Source organism: Desulfitibacter alkalitolerans DSM 16504, from assembly GCF_000620305.1.
Taxonomy (GTDB): Bacteria; Bacillota; DSM-16504; order Desulfitibacterales; family Desulfitibacteraceae; genus Desulfitibacter; species Desulfitibacter alkalitolerans.
In genome coordinates this window covers 66,430-81,772 of record NZ_JHVU01000021.1, presented here as the reverse complement: position 1 = coordinate 81,772, position 15,343 = coordinate 66,430, and the positions used below count along the sequence as shown (strand labels likewise).

Sequence of the window (15,343 nt, the reverse complement as noted above, 5' to 3'; positions counted from 1 at the left end):
GTAGGGGGGAGTGCTGTGGCAAAAGAGTATGAATACATTCTTAACGCAGTTATGGAAGGGGATGCCAACAGGGTTAGAACACTTGTGGAAGATTTGCTTCTGAGAGATTATAATCCTATAGACATTCTAAACTGTGGTTTGCTAAAGGGTATGGATAGGGTTAGCGTCTTATTTAAAAATGATCAGGTATATATTCCTGAGGTCTTAATATCATCAAGAGCCATGCATGCAGGAATCCATGTCCTAAAACCATACCTTTCCAAGTCAGAGATGTCCATGTCTGGTAGAATATTAATTGGCACAGTGGCTGGTGACTTGCATGACATAGGGAAAAATTTAGTAATAATGATGTTAAGGGGTAAAGGCTTTGAAGTTATTGACTTGGGTATAGATGTCTCCCCAGAGGAATTTGTTCACGAAGTCAAAAGCCATAAGCCTGACATTCTTGCCCTATCCTCCTTGCTGACCACAACTATGCCTGTTATACCTGAGACAATTAAGCTCTTGAAAAAAGAAGGTCTTAGAGATAGCATTAAGGTAATGGTTGGTGGTGGGCCCCTTACAAGAGACTATGCAGGAGCAGTAGGGGCTGATGCATATGGAGCCAGTGCGCAGCAGGCAGTTGAGGTTGCTCTTGAAATAATGAATAATAATTAAATAAAGGTGGATGAGGTTTAGCGGGAGAGACCTATTAAGGCGCCGAAGAAGCAAAGCAGTTTATTGCTAAGGGACTGTTGAAACTTTCAGGCAAAAGAACCGTTAAAAGGACACATCTCTGGAGAGTTTTCTAATTAAAGAAAACACCCAAGGGGAAACCGACATATGTGTTATGTCGGACAATCTCTCAGGTTTCAGGACAGGGAAGACAGCTATTTTCTTAACGCTGTCTTTTTTCTTTTTTAAAAAATATAAAAAAATGCTCATAATTAAGAAAAAAATTTTTTAAAAAAGAGAGGTGGTGCCCGCAGCCAAAGCTGGTCATAAAACATAATTTTAATGAAAGGGGTGAGTATACAGGGAATGTTATTATAAAGCAAATAAAAAAGGAGGCTGACAGCAAAGTGGAATTAAAATTGACACCTTTATACGAGGCTCATGTAAAGTTGGGAGCCAAGATGGTTGACTTTGGTGGCTGGCATATGCCAGTTGAGTATCAGGGTATTATTGAAGAGCACATGGCAGTAAGAACAAAAGCCGGCTTATTTGATGTAAGCCACATGGGTGAGATATGGATAAGGGGCCAGGATGCCCTGGGCTTTGTTCAAAAAATGGTTACAAATGATGTTTCAAAACTTAACCAGGGTCAGATTCAATATGCCATTTTATGTAATGAAAAGGGCGGAACTGTAGATGATTTGCTTGTTTATAAAATGGCCCAGGACCAATTCCTGCTTGTTGTAAATGCAGGCAATAAGGAAAAGGACTTTAAATGGATGATGCAGCATAAAGCAGGGAAAGTGGAAATCACAGATAAATCAGATAACACTGCCCAGCTGGCCATACAGGGGCCCATGTCATTAGAGATACTCCAGTCAATAACTGATATAAACTTGAGTAATATTAAATATTATTGCTGGGAGTATGGGGAAGTAAATGGCATTGAATGTCTGATCTCCCGTACTGGTTATACAGGAGAAGACGGCTTTGAAATCTACTTTGAGCCAGAATATGCACTTGACCTGTGGGAAAAGATACTCATGGCGGGGGCTGGAAATATTGTCCCTGTTGGTCTTGGAGCCAGAGACACACTGCGTTTTGAAGCAGGCATGCCCTTGTATGGTCACGAGCTAGGGGAGGATATATCCCCGCTAGAGGCAAGGCTTGGTAAATTTGTTGCTCTTGAAAAGGAGTACTTTATTGGAATAGAAGCCCTGAAAAAGCAAAAGGCGGAGGGAGTTTACAGAAAGCTTGTTGGCTTTGAGATGGTTGACAGGGGAATTGCAAGGTCAGATTATCCTGTATTCGTTAATGAGGAAGAGGTTGGTTTTGTAACTACAGGCTCTCCCGCTCCCTTTCTAAATAAGAATTTAGGTAATGCCCTTGTAAAAGTAGAGTATGCTAATGTTGGTAGAGAACTACTAATTGATATTAGGGGTAAGAAGAAAAAGGCAGTTACTATTGCCACACCATTTTATAAAAAAGGAGGAAATTTATAATGTATCCAGTTGATTTAAAGTATTCAAAAGATCATGAGTGGATTAGAGTGGACGGAAAGGAAGTTACTATAGGGATTACATTTCATGCCCAGGAAGCAATGGGGGATGTAGTGTTTGTTGAGCTGCCAGAGGTTGGTGACAGTTTTGAAAGTGGAGAATCCTTTGCAAATATAGAATCAGTGAAAGCAGTATCTGATTGCTATGCACCCTTTGGGGGAACAGTGACTGCTGTTAATGAAGCCCTTGAGGATTCTCCAGAGCTAATTAACACTGACCCCTATGGAGATGGTTGGATAATAAAAATGGAGGCAGGGGATTTATCTGTACTGGACGGTTTGATGTCAGCCCAGGAATATCAAGAATTTCTCAAGGAGGAGGAGTAATGAGATACAGTCCTAATACAACGGAAGATAAAAACCAGATGCTGCAAAGCATTGGGTACGGCAAAATTGAAGAGCTATTCCATGATATACCAGAAGATATTAGAAGGGCAGCAGTACTAGATGTTGGAGATGGGATGTCCGAGTATGAGCTTAGAAAGCATGTGACAAAAATAGCGGCAAAAAATCGCAGCCTTGATGAACTAACCAGTTTTATGGGTGCTGGAGCCTATGAACACTATATTCCAAGCTTTATCGATCAGCTGCTTTTAAGGTCAGAGTTCTATACAGCCTATACTCCCTATCAACCAGAAATCAGCCAGGGGACCCTGCAGGCCATATTTGAATATCAGACCTTAATCTGCGAGCTAACTGGAATGGACGCTGCAAATGCCAGTGTATATGATGGAGCAACTGCAGCTGCAGAGGCAGTTAGCATGGCTGCAGCTGCTGCCAGACGCAGCAAGATACTATACTCTAAAGGCTTACATCCTGAATATATCCAAACCCTTAAAACCTATGCCTGGGCACAAGGCAATGAAATGATAGGCGTTGACTTGGACAGGGGGATTACTTCAATAACTGAAGCAGAAGCAAAAATGAGCAAAGATATTGCCTGCATAGTTGTACAATATCCTAATTTTTATGGTTGTGTGGAAGAATTACAGAAACTAGCAGAAATAGCCCATGACCAGAAGGCTCTTCTAATTGCAGTTAATAATGAACCTGTTGCCCTGGGATTGTTAAAAACCCCTGGAGAGCTGGGTGCTGATATTGTGGCTGGTGAGGGGCAATCTTTTGGGAATCCTGTTGCCTTTGGAGGACCCCATTTAGGATATCTGGCAGCTACTGAAAAGCACGTTAGAAGGCTCCCGGGAAGAATAGTTGGCAGGACACAGGATATTGACGGCAAGCCAGGCTTTGTATTGACGCTCCAGGCCAGGGAACAGCATATAAGAAGAGAGAAGGCTTCCTCAAATATCTGCTCTAATCAGGCTTTATGCGCCCTTGCTGCCAGCATGGCAATGTGTGCCATTGGCAAGGAAGGCTTGAGGGAAATGGCAGAAACTAATCTGCAAAAAGCACATTATGCCTTTAAGAAGCTTACTTCCATAAAGGGAATAGAAGCAGCCTATCCCCATAGACCTTTTTTCAATGAATTTGTATTAAAAGTACCAGTACCTGCCTCGGAAATAATTGGAACCCTGGCAAAAGAGGGAATACTAGCTGGTGTTGACCTTGGCAAATTTGATGCCCACCTGTCTGATCACCTCTTGATATGTGTTACAGAACTAAGAACAAGGGAAGAAATAGACCACTTTGCTCAAAGATTGGGGGGTGCAGTATGAGAGAGCCTGTAATATTTGAAAAAAGCAAACAAGGCAGGAGGGGTTGTTATTTGCCTCCATGTGATGTGCCTTCCCAGCCACTAGAGGAACTGATGCCCAGGGATTATCTAAGGGACAAAAAAGCCGAGTTTCCTGAAGTTGCTGAAATAGATGTGGTGAGGCACTTTACAAGGCTGTCTACTTACAACTATGGAGTGGATACAGGCTTTTATCCCCTTGGTTCATGCACAATGAAATACAATCCAAAGGTCAATGAAGAACTATCTAGATTAAGTGGTTTCGCAAAACTGCACCCTTACCAGCCTGAGGAAATGCTTCAAGGAGCCCTTGAACTTATGTACAACCTTGAAAGGGATCTGGCTAATATAGCTGGAATGGCCAGGGTCAGTCTGCAGCCTGCTGCAGGTGCTCATGGAGAATTAGCAGGTATAATGATTATTAAGGCATACCATGAAAAACGTGGAGAAACAAAAAGAGATAAAGTTATTGTCCCAGACTCAGCCCATGGTACTAACCCTGCAACTGCTGCAGTAGCAGGCTACAAGACTGTGGAGGTACCCTCCAATTCCAGAGGCGAGGTTGATTTAGAAGCCCTGGAAAAGGTCCTGGATGATACAACTGCAGCCCTTATGCTTACCAATCCAAATACACTGGGTATCTTTGAAAGTCAAATAATACAAATTGCTGAAATGGTTCACAAGGCGGGGGGCCTGCTATACTATGATGGTGCCAATATCAATGCAGTCATGGGATATGCCAGGCCAGGTGATATGGGCTTTGATGTGGTGCATTTCAATCTTCATAAAACCTTTTCCACTCCCCATGGAGGTGGTGGGCCAGGTTCTGGTCCAGTAGGTGTTATGGATTATCTAGAAGAATTTCTGCCAGTTCCCACTGTTGAGAAAAGAGAGGACGGCACCTATTATTTAGATAGTGACAGGAATAATTCCATTGGCAGGATAAAGGGTTTTTATGGTAATTTCCTGGTAATGATAAAGGCATACTGCTATATAAAGGCATTAGGAAGCAGTGGCCTTAAAGAGGCAAGTGAAAGTGCAGTTTTAAATGCCAACTACCTCATGGAGCATCTTAAGAAAACGTACCATCTGCCTTATGATAGAACCTGCAAGCATGAATTTGTGATTAATTCAAAAACAGTTAAGTCCCAGGGAGTTCATACTGTGGATATAGCTAAAAGGCTGCTGGACTATGGCTATCATCCGCCAACAGTTTACTTTCCCTTGATTGTAGAAGAAGCAATAATGATAGAACCTACTGAAACAGAAAGTAAGGAGACATTGGATGAATTTATACAGGTAATGGAAAGGATTCACGAGGAGGCTTTAACCAACAAGGAATTACTGCTAAATGCTCCGCAAAAAACCCTTGTTCGTAGATTGGATGAAGTATCAGCAGCAAGAAATCCTGTTATCAGGTGGAGAAGGGACGAATAGGGTTGGAAACGTGGAGGTTTATCAATACAGACTATAATGATGGCTTTTACAATATGGCTGTTGATGAGGCCATACTTAATAGTGTGATAGAGGGCAAATCGCCCCCTGCTATACGTTTCTACAAATGGAACCCTCCTGCTGTTACCCTGGGATATTTTCAAAGGGCGGATAGGGAAATTGACCAGGAGCTTTGCCATGCTAAAGGTATCCAGGTTGTACGAAGATTGACTGGCGGCAGGGCAATTCTTCATGACAAGGAGCTTACCTACAGCATAGCAGTCAGCGAAAAAGAAAAACAAGTGTCCGGCAGTATAATTGAGTCTTACTTGAAAATCAGCAGGGCCCTGGTAAAGGGATTAGGCGGCTTTGGAATAGAAGTGGAAATGATGGCAAGACCATGTAAGGAAAAAGGTTCGGCTGCCTGTTTTGATGCCCCGTCCTGGCATGAGATTGTCTGGCAGGGAAGAAAGCTGGTGGGTAGTGCCCAGACAAGAAAGCATGGGTGCCTCCTGCAGCATGGTTCTATACCAATGGCTTTAGATGTGGAACTGCTTTTTAGTCTTTTAAAAATATCTAACAACCAGGCAAAACAAAGGCTGAAAGAGAATTTTCGTAAGAAAGCCGTTGCCCTGGAAGAAATACTGGGAAAAGAGATTGACTGCTGGGATCTTGCAAAAGCCCTGGCTGAAGGGTTTAGCCAGACATTTAATATTCATGTGCGTTGGGATGCACTCACCAGGGAAGAAGAGGTAAATGCTATAACCTTAAGGGAAACAAAATACAGCCAGAGCACCTGGAATAATGGAACTACAAATATACCCCGGCCATAGGCTGGGGATATTTGATTCTTTTGGTATCTTTTAGAGCAAACACTTAAAATGTGATGAATTAGGTGATATAATAATATACTAAAACATAACCTAAAAAACCAGGTGGTGAAGACTTATCATGAAAAGAGTAAATTTTTATGACCAGTCGCTAAATCGTTTATGGGATCAGGTAATAGAGATGGGTGTAAATGTGGAGAAGCTGCTGGAAGAAGCTCTAGATTCTCTTGTAAATAAGGATCCTTCTAAATTAACCCATATCAATGAATTAGAGGAAACCATAGATAAACTAAATGAAAAGATTGAAATGCAGGCTCTAGAATTAATATCGCTGCAGCAGCCCACGCCAGAAGACCTGAGAAAACTTGCTGCCTTCATGAGGATTATTAAGGAGCTTGAAAGGGTTGGAGATCTGGGAGTAAACCTTGGGGAGGCTGTTGTAAGGCTGGAAAAAATGGGAGATTATTTTAAACCATTAATAGATATACCAAAGATGTGCAGATTGGCAATAGAAATGATTTGCAAAGCGCTGAAAGCCTATAGAAATCAGGATACTTCCTTGACAGAAGAAATATGTCTCATGGAAGAAAAGGTTGATGAAATGTATGGTTTTCTTAAGGATGAATTAGTAGAATATATGAAAAAGGATGTTAAATATATTGACCAATCCTGTCAGTTTCTTTTAATTGTCAGGGATCTGGAACGAATAGGCGACCATGCAGAGAATATTGCTGAAATGGTCAATTATATGGTAGTGGGCAAAAAAACATTATGTGATTAGAAGGGATTAGTATACAAATGTTTTTTATTATATTAGGTTTGTTTGGGGGTCTTGGCCTATTTCTTTATGGCATGCAGCTGGCCAGTGAGGCATTACAAAAATACTCAGCAAGCAAAATTAAGAATATTTTTTCCAAATTAACCCAAACCCCTGCAAAGGGAGTAGGCGTGGGTATTCTAATTACCTTTTTGCTCCAGAGCAGTAGTGCAGCTACTGTACTTTTGGTTGGATTTGTGAGTGCAGGCCTCATGTCCTTTTCCAATGCCATTGGGGTAATAATGGGTTCGGCCATAGGAACAACCCTTACAGTGCAGCTAATAGCCTTTAAAGTAACTGATTATGCACTGCTCTTGGTAGCTGTTGGAGCTGGGCTTCTTATCTTTTCAGATAAGAAAAAAGCAAGGTATGCAGGTCAGATAATCCTGGGATTTGGCCTTATCTTTTATGGCATGGGAGTTATGACAGCTGCAATGAATCCTCTAAAGGACAATTCTGTCTTTACCAATCTAATGCTTGGATTGGTTAACAGACCTTATTTACTTTTGCTGGTTGCTACAGCCTTTACTGCCATAGTACAAAGTAGTGCTGCCACCCTTGCTATTGCAATGTCGCTAGCAATGGAAGGGGTGATTTCCATAGGAGCTGCAATACCAATTATGCTGGGGGCTAATATAGGAACAACGGCTACTGCTCTCCTATCCAGCCTTGCTTCTTCCAGGGAGGCTAAAAGGGTTGCCCTGGCATTTCTTATCTTTAAAATAATAGGTGTTATTGCAGTAATTCCCTTTATTTCACCATTTGTTGGCCTGGTGCTTGCCTCCAGTAAGGACATTTCAAGACAGATTGCCAATGCCCATACCTTTTTTAATGTATTCATAACCCTGCTCTTTTTCCCAGTAATAAACTGGCTTAGCATGCTCATATATAAGCTTGTTCCTGAAAAAGAAGATGAAATCGAGGATGGCAAAAAGGTTACCAAATTTATTGATGAAAATGTTTTAGATGTTCCTGACCTGGCCCTCTGGCAGGCAAAAAATGAAATAATAGGAATGGGCAAGCTAGTTGGTGACAAGATGCTCTCAAAACTTCCCTTGTATGTAAAATCACCAACAGATGGCTACCTGAAATATCTTATGAAAAAGGAACGTCAGGTAGATAGCCTCTATGTAGAGATATCAAAGTACATTACAGCCCTGGCAGAGAGGGATCTGCAGGAGGATCAATCCCAGCTTCAGGTAAAATACTTATATGTTATTAATGATCTGGAACACGTAGGGGATATAGTGCTCAGCCTTTCAAGGGGTTATCATAGGGCATTAGATGAAGGGGCTCATTTTTCAGGAGAAGACATAGAGGAGTTTAACGCCATGTTCGCTAAAATTAAGGAGAATTACTATAAGTCCCTGGAGGCTTTTTCTGAGGATAACTATGAGCTGGCTGCAGAAGTATTAAAGGGCCAACCTGAAATATTAAGATTAGAAAAGAACCTGCGATTCAATCACTTTTGCAGAATGGCTTCACCAGAGGGACGGACACTCGACAGCAGTTCCACTTATTTGGATATGATCAATGATCTTTTAAGGATAAACCTGCACTCTGTAAGTATTAGTCAAACTGTCATGGGAATTGTTTAAGATTTTTGCAAAAAGTATGGGGGAGTATGAGCTTTGCATGGGTACAATTAGCAGCTTTTTTAAAGAAGAATTGTTAAAGCACCGACCGGATTTTGAGGTTAGGGAAGGACAGCTTGCCATGGGATTGGAAGTTGAGAAATATCTCAATTCCCATGAAAACTATTTTATTGAGGCAGGTACTGGAGTAGGCAAATCTTTGGCCTATCTTATACCTGCAGCTCATTGGGCAATAGAGAGCCGTCAAAGGGTAGTGGTTTCTACTTTTTCAAAAGCTCTTCAAAATCAACTGTTAGAAAAGGACCTGCCCCTGGTGGAGGAAATTTTCAAAGCCAGGGGTCCTTTAAAGGTGGTTATGGCAAAGGGTCGGAGTAATTACATATGCTTGAGGAGGTATAATAATGCTCTAAGCATTGTGCAAGATGCCAATATATTAAAGCAAATAAAGCTGTGGGATGATAATGACAAGGAAAAGAAGCAGCAGCTTGGTGAGATTGTTGAATATGTTAATAAAGGCATAGGGGAAAGGGATTATATTGAATGTCCCACAAATTTAATATGGGATGATATCTGCAGTCAAAGGTATAACTGTTTAAAATATAGATGCCCATGGAAAAAACAGTGTTTCATTAATTCTGCCAGGGAAGAACAGGTTGCTGCTCATATTCTAATTGTTAATCATGCCTTATTCTTTGCTGACCTTGCATTAAAACCTTCCGGTAACTCTTTGCTGCCTGATTACACAAAGGTCATATTTGATGAGGCTCACCATATAGAGGATGTTATTGCTGAATCCTTTGCAATGGAAATGAGTAGTTTTAGGATTAGAAATTTTTCACAGATGATAGTTAATTCCCATTCTAGTTTTGGAAAAGCAGTTAGATTAAATGAAGGATTTTATGAAGATGTGAAAGAGCTGCGCAGGGTCCTTGAAGAGGAAAATACTACTTTTTTTAATGAATTGGAAAACCATTTGTTAAACAGCAGCACCTTTTCGTATCAATCTGAGCTAGTGAAAGAAACAGGTTTGCGTGAAAAGCTTAACAGTTTAATCAAGTATATCAATGCCCCTGAAGTGGGTGATATTTTGGAGCTCTCCTATGAAGCTGAAGGTGAAAGAGAAAACATTGCTGCTGCAGGGCATGAGCTTTTGGCAGATTTGGACTTTTTGCTTGCTGCAGAAGCTAATGACTTTGTATATTGGATTGAGAAGGATGATGCGGGCTCTGCCAGATTAAAAGCTTGTCCCATTGAGCCTGCAAATATTTTGGAGCTGGACCTTTTTAGTGATGCCAGGGTTTTATTTACATCAGCCACACTGGCAACTGGTGGCAGCTTTGCTTACATGGCAGAGAGGCTTGGTGTTAAAAGCTACTGCCATAAGATATGCGAATCCCCCTTTGAATATAACAAGCAATGCCTGGTGCTCATACCCAGAAAGGGACTGCACCCAAAAAGTCCTGATTACAATGAATATATTATAGAATGCTGTAAGAAAATATTGTCCCAGACTAGGGGACGAGCCTTTATTCTTTTTACATCATATAGCTCATTAAACTACTGCTACGATAAAATGCATGGCTGGCTGGGGGAGGAAGGTTTATCTCCAATGGCACAAGGCAGGGGCATATCACCCTTTAGACTGCTGGAACAGTTTAAACAAGCTGACAGTCCTGTGTTATTTGGCACCAGCAGCTTCTGGGAAGGAATGGATGTACCAGGAGATAAGCTGACCTGCGTCATTGTTACCAGGCTTCCCTTTGCAGTTCCCAGCCATCCCTTAGAGGCTGCAAGGATGAATAAGCTAAAGGACATGGGGAAAAATGACTTTCTGGAATATTCAGTTCCCAAGGCAGTTATAAAATTTAAACAAGGCTTTGGCAGGCTTATCAGGTCCAAAAATGATAAGGGAGTAGTTGTTGTATTGGACACGAGAATAAAGCTTAACACTTATGGAAAGTATTTTTTAAATTCATTGCCAGATGTATCCATATCCAACTATCTTTCAGAAATTAGCAGATTTCTGCTAAATGACACTAATTAATGACATTAGGGAGTGAATTGTAATGATTAGAGATTTCGGAGCATTTAAACCAGAGATACACCCTGAAACCTATATAGCTGAAACTGGCATGATCATCGGCAGGGCAAGGCTGGGGGCTGGCAGCAGTGTCTGGTATAATGTGGTAATCAGGGCAGATATAAATCATATTACCATAGGCAGCTATTCCAATGTTCAGGACAATGCTGTTCTCCACGTGGGAATGAAGCATCCTGTAGAAGTTGGCGACTATACAAGCATTGGCCATGGCGCCGTTGTCCATGGATGCAGAATTGGAAATAACTCCTTGATAGGCATGAATGCCGTGGTTTTAAATGGTGCCCATGTAGGTGACAACTGTATCATTGGTGCCGGCAGTGTTGTGACTCAAAACATGCAGGTGCCTCCTAACTCATTAGTTCTAGGAACTCCGGGAAAGGTGGTAAGGGAGCTAAAGCCAGAAGAGCTAAGGGAAATTAATGTACTTGCCAGAAGATATGCATACCTGTGGAAGAAGCACTACAGGTAAAGGGGGTAGTCAGATATGCTGATGCCTTTAGTAGTTCTTTCTTTAATTATATTAATAGTATCAGTTTTTACATCAGATAAAAATTTACTAATAGTCGGTTTAGTATTGTACTGGCCAGCTTTAATTTATCTCAACATGACACCAAAATTTGCCGGTTTACTGTATATCATATTAATTGCTCAAATACCCACTTTCTATTATATTTTTGGCAAAAACAAAAAGAACTTTATTTTAGTAAACAGTATTATCTGGGCTGCCGTTTATTTTCTAATAATTATTAAAATATATTCTAATATATTTTGATTAACTTGACAGCAAAATAAAAGACTAATTATTTAAATCAGACAAAAATTTTTTTAAAAAGGGCGTAAGACATTATTCTCACGCCCTTTTACACCTTGGGGATTCGGTTACCTTAACTATGGCTTTTGTTATGGCTCCGATTATGTCGGCCCTGTATTGACTTTCCAGGATATTACTTTTGCTGTAAACCTCTCCTATTTCAGTAGCCACATATTTGGGAGGGAGCTGATTTAGAGCAAGGGCAACTATGTCACTTCTGCATCCCTCGCAACCGCACACCTCTGGAAACTTTCTCATAACATCGTCAACCATTTGCCACACTAGAATCTCCATTGTATTTCTAACCAAGAAATTTGAGTCTCCCGACATTAAACTGCCCCCTTCACAATCATATCTGCGCTTTTTATATCATTCGCTTTTTCTTTTAAATACCCTTTTTTCCCATACTTTCTATGGAAAATTTTACTTTAAGTTAAAGTTCAAACTTAGACATTGGTTCTTTAACTTTAGCTGGTTATGTTACATATAATATGGGAAAAGGGGTGAGTGAAAATGACTGAAGACATACAGGACTATGGTTATGTCTGGACGGGATATAATTTACCTGATAACCTGGAGATTTTCGTGGGCGATTTTACGGGTATTGGACAGGATGAAGTTGTTGCAGTCCATCCAACAGGAAGTATATATATATTCAGGTATGATGGAAGGGTTTTCAGAAGAATATCTGCACTAAATCTTGGGAGACGAATTACCAAGGCTGTAGTGGGGGATGTGGATGGGGACGGTAAAAAAGAAATAATAATTGCATCTGGGAACTCCTTTGTTGTTTTTAAGTGGAGAGGTGGAAGGTTTGAAAGAATCCACATTTCTGCAGCCATGGAAGTTGAGATCACAGATATTACCATTGGGGACTTAACAGGGGATCTGGTTGATGAGATAGTTATAGTGGTAGGGCGCACAAAAATTCTAATCTATAAAATCCAGGGTGGTTCCCTAATATTAATAACTGAAAGGGTTTCAAGAACGTCCCTGCAGGTTAGAATTGGCAGTGTTATCAGGCATCATCAAAAACAGCTGGTAACCCTTGAGCATGTGGCTGGATCAGGTGGTGACAAGTTAACTCTATTTATATTAACCAATGGTCAACTTGAAATAGTTATAGAAGAAACCATTGGCATGAAAGCAGATGTGCTGCTGGGAGTAAAGGATGTAGACAATGACTTCATGGATGAGATAATCATATCAACATCTAATAGAAGAAGATTACTTGTCCTTGGTGTATCAGGACAGAGCTTAGCAAGAAAATGGTTGAGCCATGGATTTTCTGGTGTAATCGAAGACGTGGAGGTTGCAGACTGGGATAAGGATGGAAGGCCAGAAATATTTGTTGCTGTTGGGGCACAGGTGCATGTATATAAGCTGCGGGGAAGAGATTTTGTTCTTGTAAAACAGATAGATATGGAAGTCTATGTTGTCAGTTTTGCTAAAGGAGATGTAGAAAAAGACGGTTATATTGAAGTTATAGTTATTAGTAAAACAGGTGTCATAATTATAGTAAAAGACTTTTTTGAAGCAAAAAGCCAATTCCTTGTACAGCAAACAGTGCACATACCAAAAAACCTCCCTCCTGCTATTAAAGTAGCCGAAGTAAAGGTTGATAAGGTAATAATATTTAGAAAGGAAGCCATTAAAGGTAAAATAATTATATCCGGAAAGTTTTTAGTAAACATATTATATGTGGCAGAGCCCGATAGGCGAGTATTTGCAATAGATGCAGAGATACCTTTTACTCACTTTGTGCCTGTGCCCGGACTGTTGCCAAGGCATAGGGTTTTTGTTGATGTGGAAGTGGAATTTGTTGACTTTAGATTTAATCCCAGCACCCCCAGGTTAATTGAGGTGGTTATAGTTGCACAAATCTTAGTATTTGATCTCATTGTACGAGAAAGAAAGCCCCTGCGTGTTTTTGCTAAAGAACATGGAGTTTCCTCTGAGGACCTTGCAAAAATAAATAAACTATCCATTGAGGGAGATATAGAATCAGGTGAAAAGATAAAATTGCCAATATAGCTATAATTAGAATAATTATTGCCTGCCAGGTAAAAACTATAATGGGAGTTATTCCCTGAAATCGCCATAAAGGGAGTGAAGGGCTTAATATATTTAAGCCTTTTTTTCTGTTTAAAAAAGGATTTTTGAGTTTAAACAAGTATCTTTATAGGGAATATAAAATACAGACAAAATATAAAACTTTCTTTAAAGGGGAATATATTGGTGTGAATATAATTAACTTTAAATCATATGCGAAAATAAATTTATGTCTGGATATTGTTAACAAGCGGGCTGACGGTTATCATAATCTTAGAACCATTATGCAGTCTGTAGATTTATTTGATCAGGTTGAAATAGAAATTAGCAGATGCATACATATAGAAAGTGATCATCCTGAACTGCCTTTAGATGAAAGGAACATAGCATATAAAGCAGCAAAGGCTATTTTTGAAAGGGCCGGCATTAAGGGAGGGGCAAGGATAAGAATTGCAAAAAACATTCCCATAGCTGCGGGTCTAGCCGGTGGCAGCTCAAATGCTGCTGCTGTTCTGCATGGACTCAATATCCTATATGGGTTGAATTTAACAATAGCCCAATTGGTGCATATAGGCAAAGGCCTTGGAGCTGATGTCCCCTTCTGTGTGGTAGGGGGTACTGTGCTTGCTGCAGGCATTGGAGATAGGCTAAGCATACTCCAGCCAATGAAAGAATATAGCATTTTGCTGGTTAAACCTGATGTAGGTGTTAGCACTAAAGATGTATATAACAGGGTTAATGTTGAGAATTTAAGATCAAGGCCAGATATAGAAAAGGCTGTACAGTCCATAGAAAGTGGTGACTTTGCAGGCCTGGTTAGTTCCATGGGTAATGTTTTAGAGCCTATTACAAGTTCAATGGTTAAAGAAGTCTTAGAAATAAAAAACAAAATGCTTGCAATGGGAGCAGATGGAGCTCTTATGTGCGGCAGTGGTCCTACAGTTTTTGCAATATGCTCCTGCAGCCATAAAACTCAGAGCATGTTAAAATATTTTAAGAAGGTTTATACGCAGGTATATTTGTGTAAAACTATTTGATGGAGGGCGGTGTAGAGCTATGGAAAAAAGACTTTCGCCTGTACAACTTGAAAATTATAAGCCCCTTAGAGAGATTGTATTAGAAGCCCTTAAGGACGCTATTGTTAATGGCAAGTTAAAGCCTGGGGAAAGATTAATGGAACAGCAGGTTGCTGAGGAATTAGGTGTAAGCAGAACACCTGTGAGAGAGGCTATTAGAAAACTAGAAATCGAAGGCTTTGTAATTATAATACCACGCAGAGGTGCTTATGTATCGGACATTTCTCTAAAGGATATTGCCCAGGTATTTGAGGTAAGGGCTGCCATGGAGGCATTAGCGGCAGGTCTTGCAGCCCAGAGAATAGCTGATGACCAGTTAGAAAAACTGGAAAGGAAGCTGGTTGAAGTTAAAAATGCAGTGGACAACTCAGATTTGGATAATATAATCCAGTATGATACAGATTTTCATGAGATTATTTATGGTGCCAGTAGAAATGATAGATTAGTACAGATTTTAAATAATTTAAGAGAGCAAATTCAAAGATATAGAACTGCATCTCTAGCATCACCAGGAAGGCTTAAAGATACTCTAAAAGAACATCAGGAGCTGGTGGATGCCATTTCCACAAGAAATGTTGCCCTGGCACAGAAGTTGGCGAAAGAACATATTGAAAATGCTGAGAATAGCATATTAGAAGCCTTTAAAGAAAGGTCCTATTTCCCATTTAAGGATGAGATATAAAAAGCTGTAGGCTTAATTCATTTGGGTTGCTGAAAGGAGCTTA

At 40.3% G+C, this 15,343-nt stretch carries 15 protein-coding genes and 1 riboswitch; of the genes, 14 read left to right on the top strand and 1 reads right to left on the bottom strand.

Annotation, left to right across the window (positions count from 1 at the left end; translation table 11 throughout):
- Positions 1 to 15 precede the first annotated feature (15 nt).
- From K364_RS0101650 to K364_RS0101600, 11 genes are all read left to right on the top strand, one after another.
- Positions 16 to 657, top strand: a complete 642-nt coding sequence (locus K364_RS0101650; RefSeq protein ID WP_028306577.1) for a corrinoid protein — start codon at positions 16 to 18, stop codon at positions 655 to 657.
- Between the two features lie 11 nt (positions 658 to 668).
- A riboswitch (glycine riboswitch) is annotated at positions 669 to 769 on the top strand.
- 292 nt (positions 770 to 1,061) lie between these two features.
- Complete coding sequence (gene gcvT / locus K364_RS0101645; RefSeq protein ID WP_035267532.1) at positions 1,062 to 2,156, top strand: glycine cleavage system aminomethyltransferase GcvT; 1,095 nt, start codon at positions 1,062 to 1,064, stop codon at positions 2,154 to 2,156.
- Positions 2,156 to 2,539, top strand: a complete 384-nt coding sequence (gene gcvH / locus K364_RS0101640; RefSeq protein WP_028306575.1) for a glycine cleavage system protein GcvH — start codon at positions 2,156 to 2,158, stop codon at positions 2,537 to 2,539. The genes gcvT and gcvH overlap by 1 nt, the downstream gene beginning before the upstream one ends.
- Complete coding sequence (gcvPA, locus tag K364_RS0101635; RefSeq protein ID WP_028306574.1) at positions 2,539 to 3,885, top strand: aminomethyl-transferring glycine dehydrogenase subunit GcvPA; 1,347 nt, start codon at positions 2,539 to 2,541, stop codon at positions 3,883 to 3,885. Before gcvH ends, gcvPA begins: the two co-directional genes overlap by 1 nt.
- Positions 3,882 to 5,339 carry an aminomethyl-transferring glycine dehydrogenase subunit GcvPB gene (gcvPB, locus tag K364_RS0101630; protein ID WP_028306573.1) on the top strand — a complete coding sequence of 486 codons (1,458 nt, stop codon included), beginning with the start codon at positions 3,882 to 3,884 and terminating at the stop codon, positions 5,337 to 5,339. The genes gcvPA and gcvPB overlap by 4 nt, the downstream gene beginning before the upstream one ends.
- 2 nt (positions 5,340 to 5,341) lie before the next feature.
- Positions 5,342 to 6,169, top strand: coding sequence for a lipoate--protein ligase family protein (locus K364_RS0101625; RefSeq protein WP_028306572.1), 828 nt, complete (start codon positions 5,342 to 5,344; stop codon positions 6,167 to 6,169).
- Between the two features lie 118 nt (positions 6,170 to 6,287).
- Positions 6,288 to 6,947 (top strand): phosphate signaling complex protein PhoU, encoded by a 660-nt coding sequence (gene phoU, locus K364_RS0101620; protein ID WP_028306571.1) that lies wholly within the window; start codon positions 6,288 to 6,290, stop codon positions 6,945 to 6,947.
- Between the two features lie 17 nt (positions 6,948 to 6,964).
- Positions 6,965 to 8,581: a Na/Pi cotransporter family protein gene (locus K364_RS0101615; protein ID WP_028306570.1), complete on the top strand. Its 1,617-nt coding sequence runs from the start codon at positions 6,965 to 6,967 to the stop codon at positions 8,579 to 8,581.
- A gap of 37 nt (positions 8,582 to 8,618) precedes the next feature.
- Positions 8,619 to 10,622 carry an ATP-dependent DNA helicase gene (locus K364_RS0101610; RefSeq protein ID WP_028306569.1) on the top strand — a complete coding sequence of 668 codons (2,004 nt, stop codon included), beginning with the start codon at positions 8,619 to 8,621 and terminating at the stop codon, positions 10,620 to 10,622.
- A gap of 22 nt (positions 10,623 to 10,644) precedes the next feature.
- The gene (locus K364_RS0101605; protein WP_035267530.1) at positions 10,645 to 11,148 is read left to right on the top strand and encodes a gamma carbonic anhydrase family protein; all 504 of its coding nucleotides are present in this window, start codon (positions 10,645 to 10,647) and stop codon (positions 11,146 to 11,148) included.
- 15 nt (positions 11,149 to 11,163) lie between these two features.
- Entirely contained in the window at positions 11,164 to 11,451 is a 288-nt protein-coding gene (locus K364_RS0101600; RefSeq protein WP_028306567.1) for a hypothetical protein, read from the top strand.
- A 78-nt stretch (positions 11,452 to 11,529) separates the two neighbouring features.
- Here the strand turns inward: K364_RS0101600 and K364_RS0101595 are convergent, their stop codons facing one another.
- The gene (locus tag K364_RS0101595) at positions 11,530 to 11,820 is read right to left on the bottom strand and encodes a late competence development ComFB family protein (RefSeq protein WP_035267529.1); all 291 of its coding nucleotides are present in this window, start codon (positions 11,818 to 11,820) and stop codon (positions 11,530 to 11,532) included.
- 183 nt (positions 11,821 to 12,003) lie between these two features.
- Between K364_RS0101595 and K364_RS0101590 the strand changes: the two genes are divergently transcribed.
- The 3 genes from K364_RS0101590 (at position 12,004) to K364_RS0101580 (ending at position 15,300) form a co-directional block, all read left to right on the top strand.
- A complete protein-coding gene (locus K364_RS0101590; protein ID WP_028306565.1) occupies positions 12,004 to 13,524 on the top strand; it encodes an FG-GAP-like repeat-containing protein in 1,521 nt (506 codons plus the stop codon).
- A gap of 206 nt (positions 13,525 to 13,730) precedes the next feature.
- A complete protein-coding gene (ispE, locus tag K364_RS0101585) occupies positions 13,731 to 14,579 on the top strand; it encodes a 4-(cytidine 5'-diphospho)-2-C-methyl-D-erythritol kinase (RefSeq protein ID WP_028306564.1) in 849 nt (282 codons plus the stop codon).
- A gap of 19 nt (positions 14,580 to 14,598) precedes the next feature.
- Complete coding sequence (locus tag K364_RS0101580; protein ID WP_028306563.1) at positions 14,599 to 15,300, top strand: GntR family transcriptional regulator; 702 nt, start codon at positions 14,599 to 14,601, stop codon at positions 15,298 to 15,300.
- The last annotated feature ends 43 nt before the right edge of the window (positions 15,301 to 15,343 follow it).

Coding starts and splice junctions, on each gene's coding strand:
- gcvH (WP_028306575.1), top strand. CDS start 2,156: ATGTATCCAGTTGATTTAAAGTATTCAAAAGATCATGAGTGGATTAGA.
- gcvPA (WP_028306574.1), top strand. CDS start 2,539: ATGAGATACAGTCCTAATACAACGGAAGATAAAAACCAGATGCTGCAA.
- K364_RS0101600 (WP_028306567.1), top strand. CDS start 11,164: ATGCTGATGCCTTTAGTAGTTCTTTCTTTAATTATATTAATAGTATCA.
- K364_RS0101595 (WP_035267529.1), bottom strand. CDS start 11,820: ATGTCGGGAGACTCAAATTTCTTGGTTAGAAATACAATGGAGATTCTA.
- K364_RS0101610 (WP_028306569.1), top strand. CDS start 8,619: ATGGGTACAATTAGCAGCTTTTTTAAAGAAGAATTGTTAAAGCACCGA.
- K364_RS0101605 (WP_035267530.1), top strand. CDS start 10,645: ATGATTAGAGATTTCGGAGCATTTAAACCAGAGATACACCCTGAAACC.
- gcvPB (WP_028306573.1), top strand. CDS start 3,882: ATGAGAGAGCCTGTAATATTTGAAAAAAGCAAACAAGGCAGGAGGGGT.
- K364_RS0101580 (WP_028306563.1), top strand. CDS start 14,599: ATGGAAAAAAGACTTTCGCCTGTACAACTTGAAAATTATAAGCCCCTT.
- K364_RS0101615 (WP_028306570.1), top strand. CDS start 6,965: ATGTTTTTTATTATATTAGGTTTGTTTGGGGGTCTTGGCCTATTTCTT.
- K364_RS0101590 (WP_028306565.1), top strand. CDS start 12,004: ATGACTGAAGACATACAGGACTATGGTTATGTCTGGACGGGATATAAT.
- phoU (WP_028306571.1), top strand. CDS start 6,288: ATGAAAAGAGTAAATTTTTATGACCAGTCGCTAAATCGTTTATGGGAT.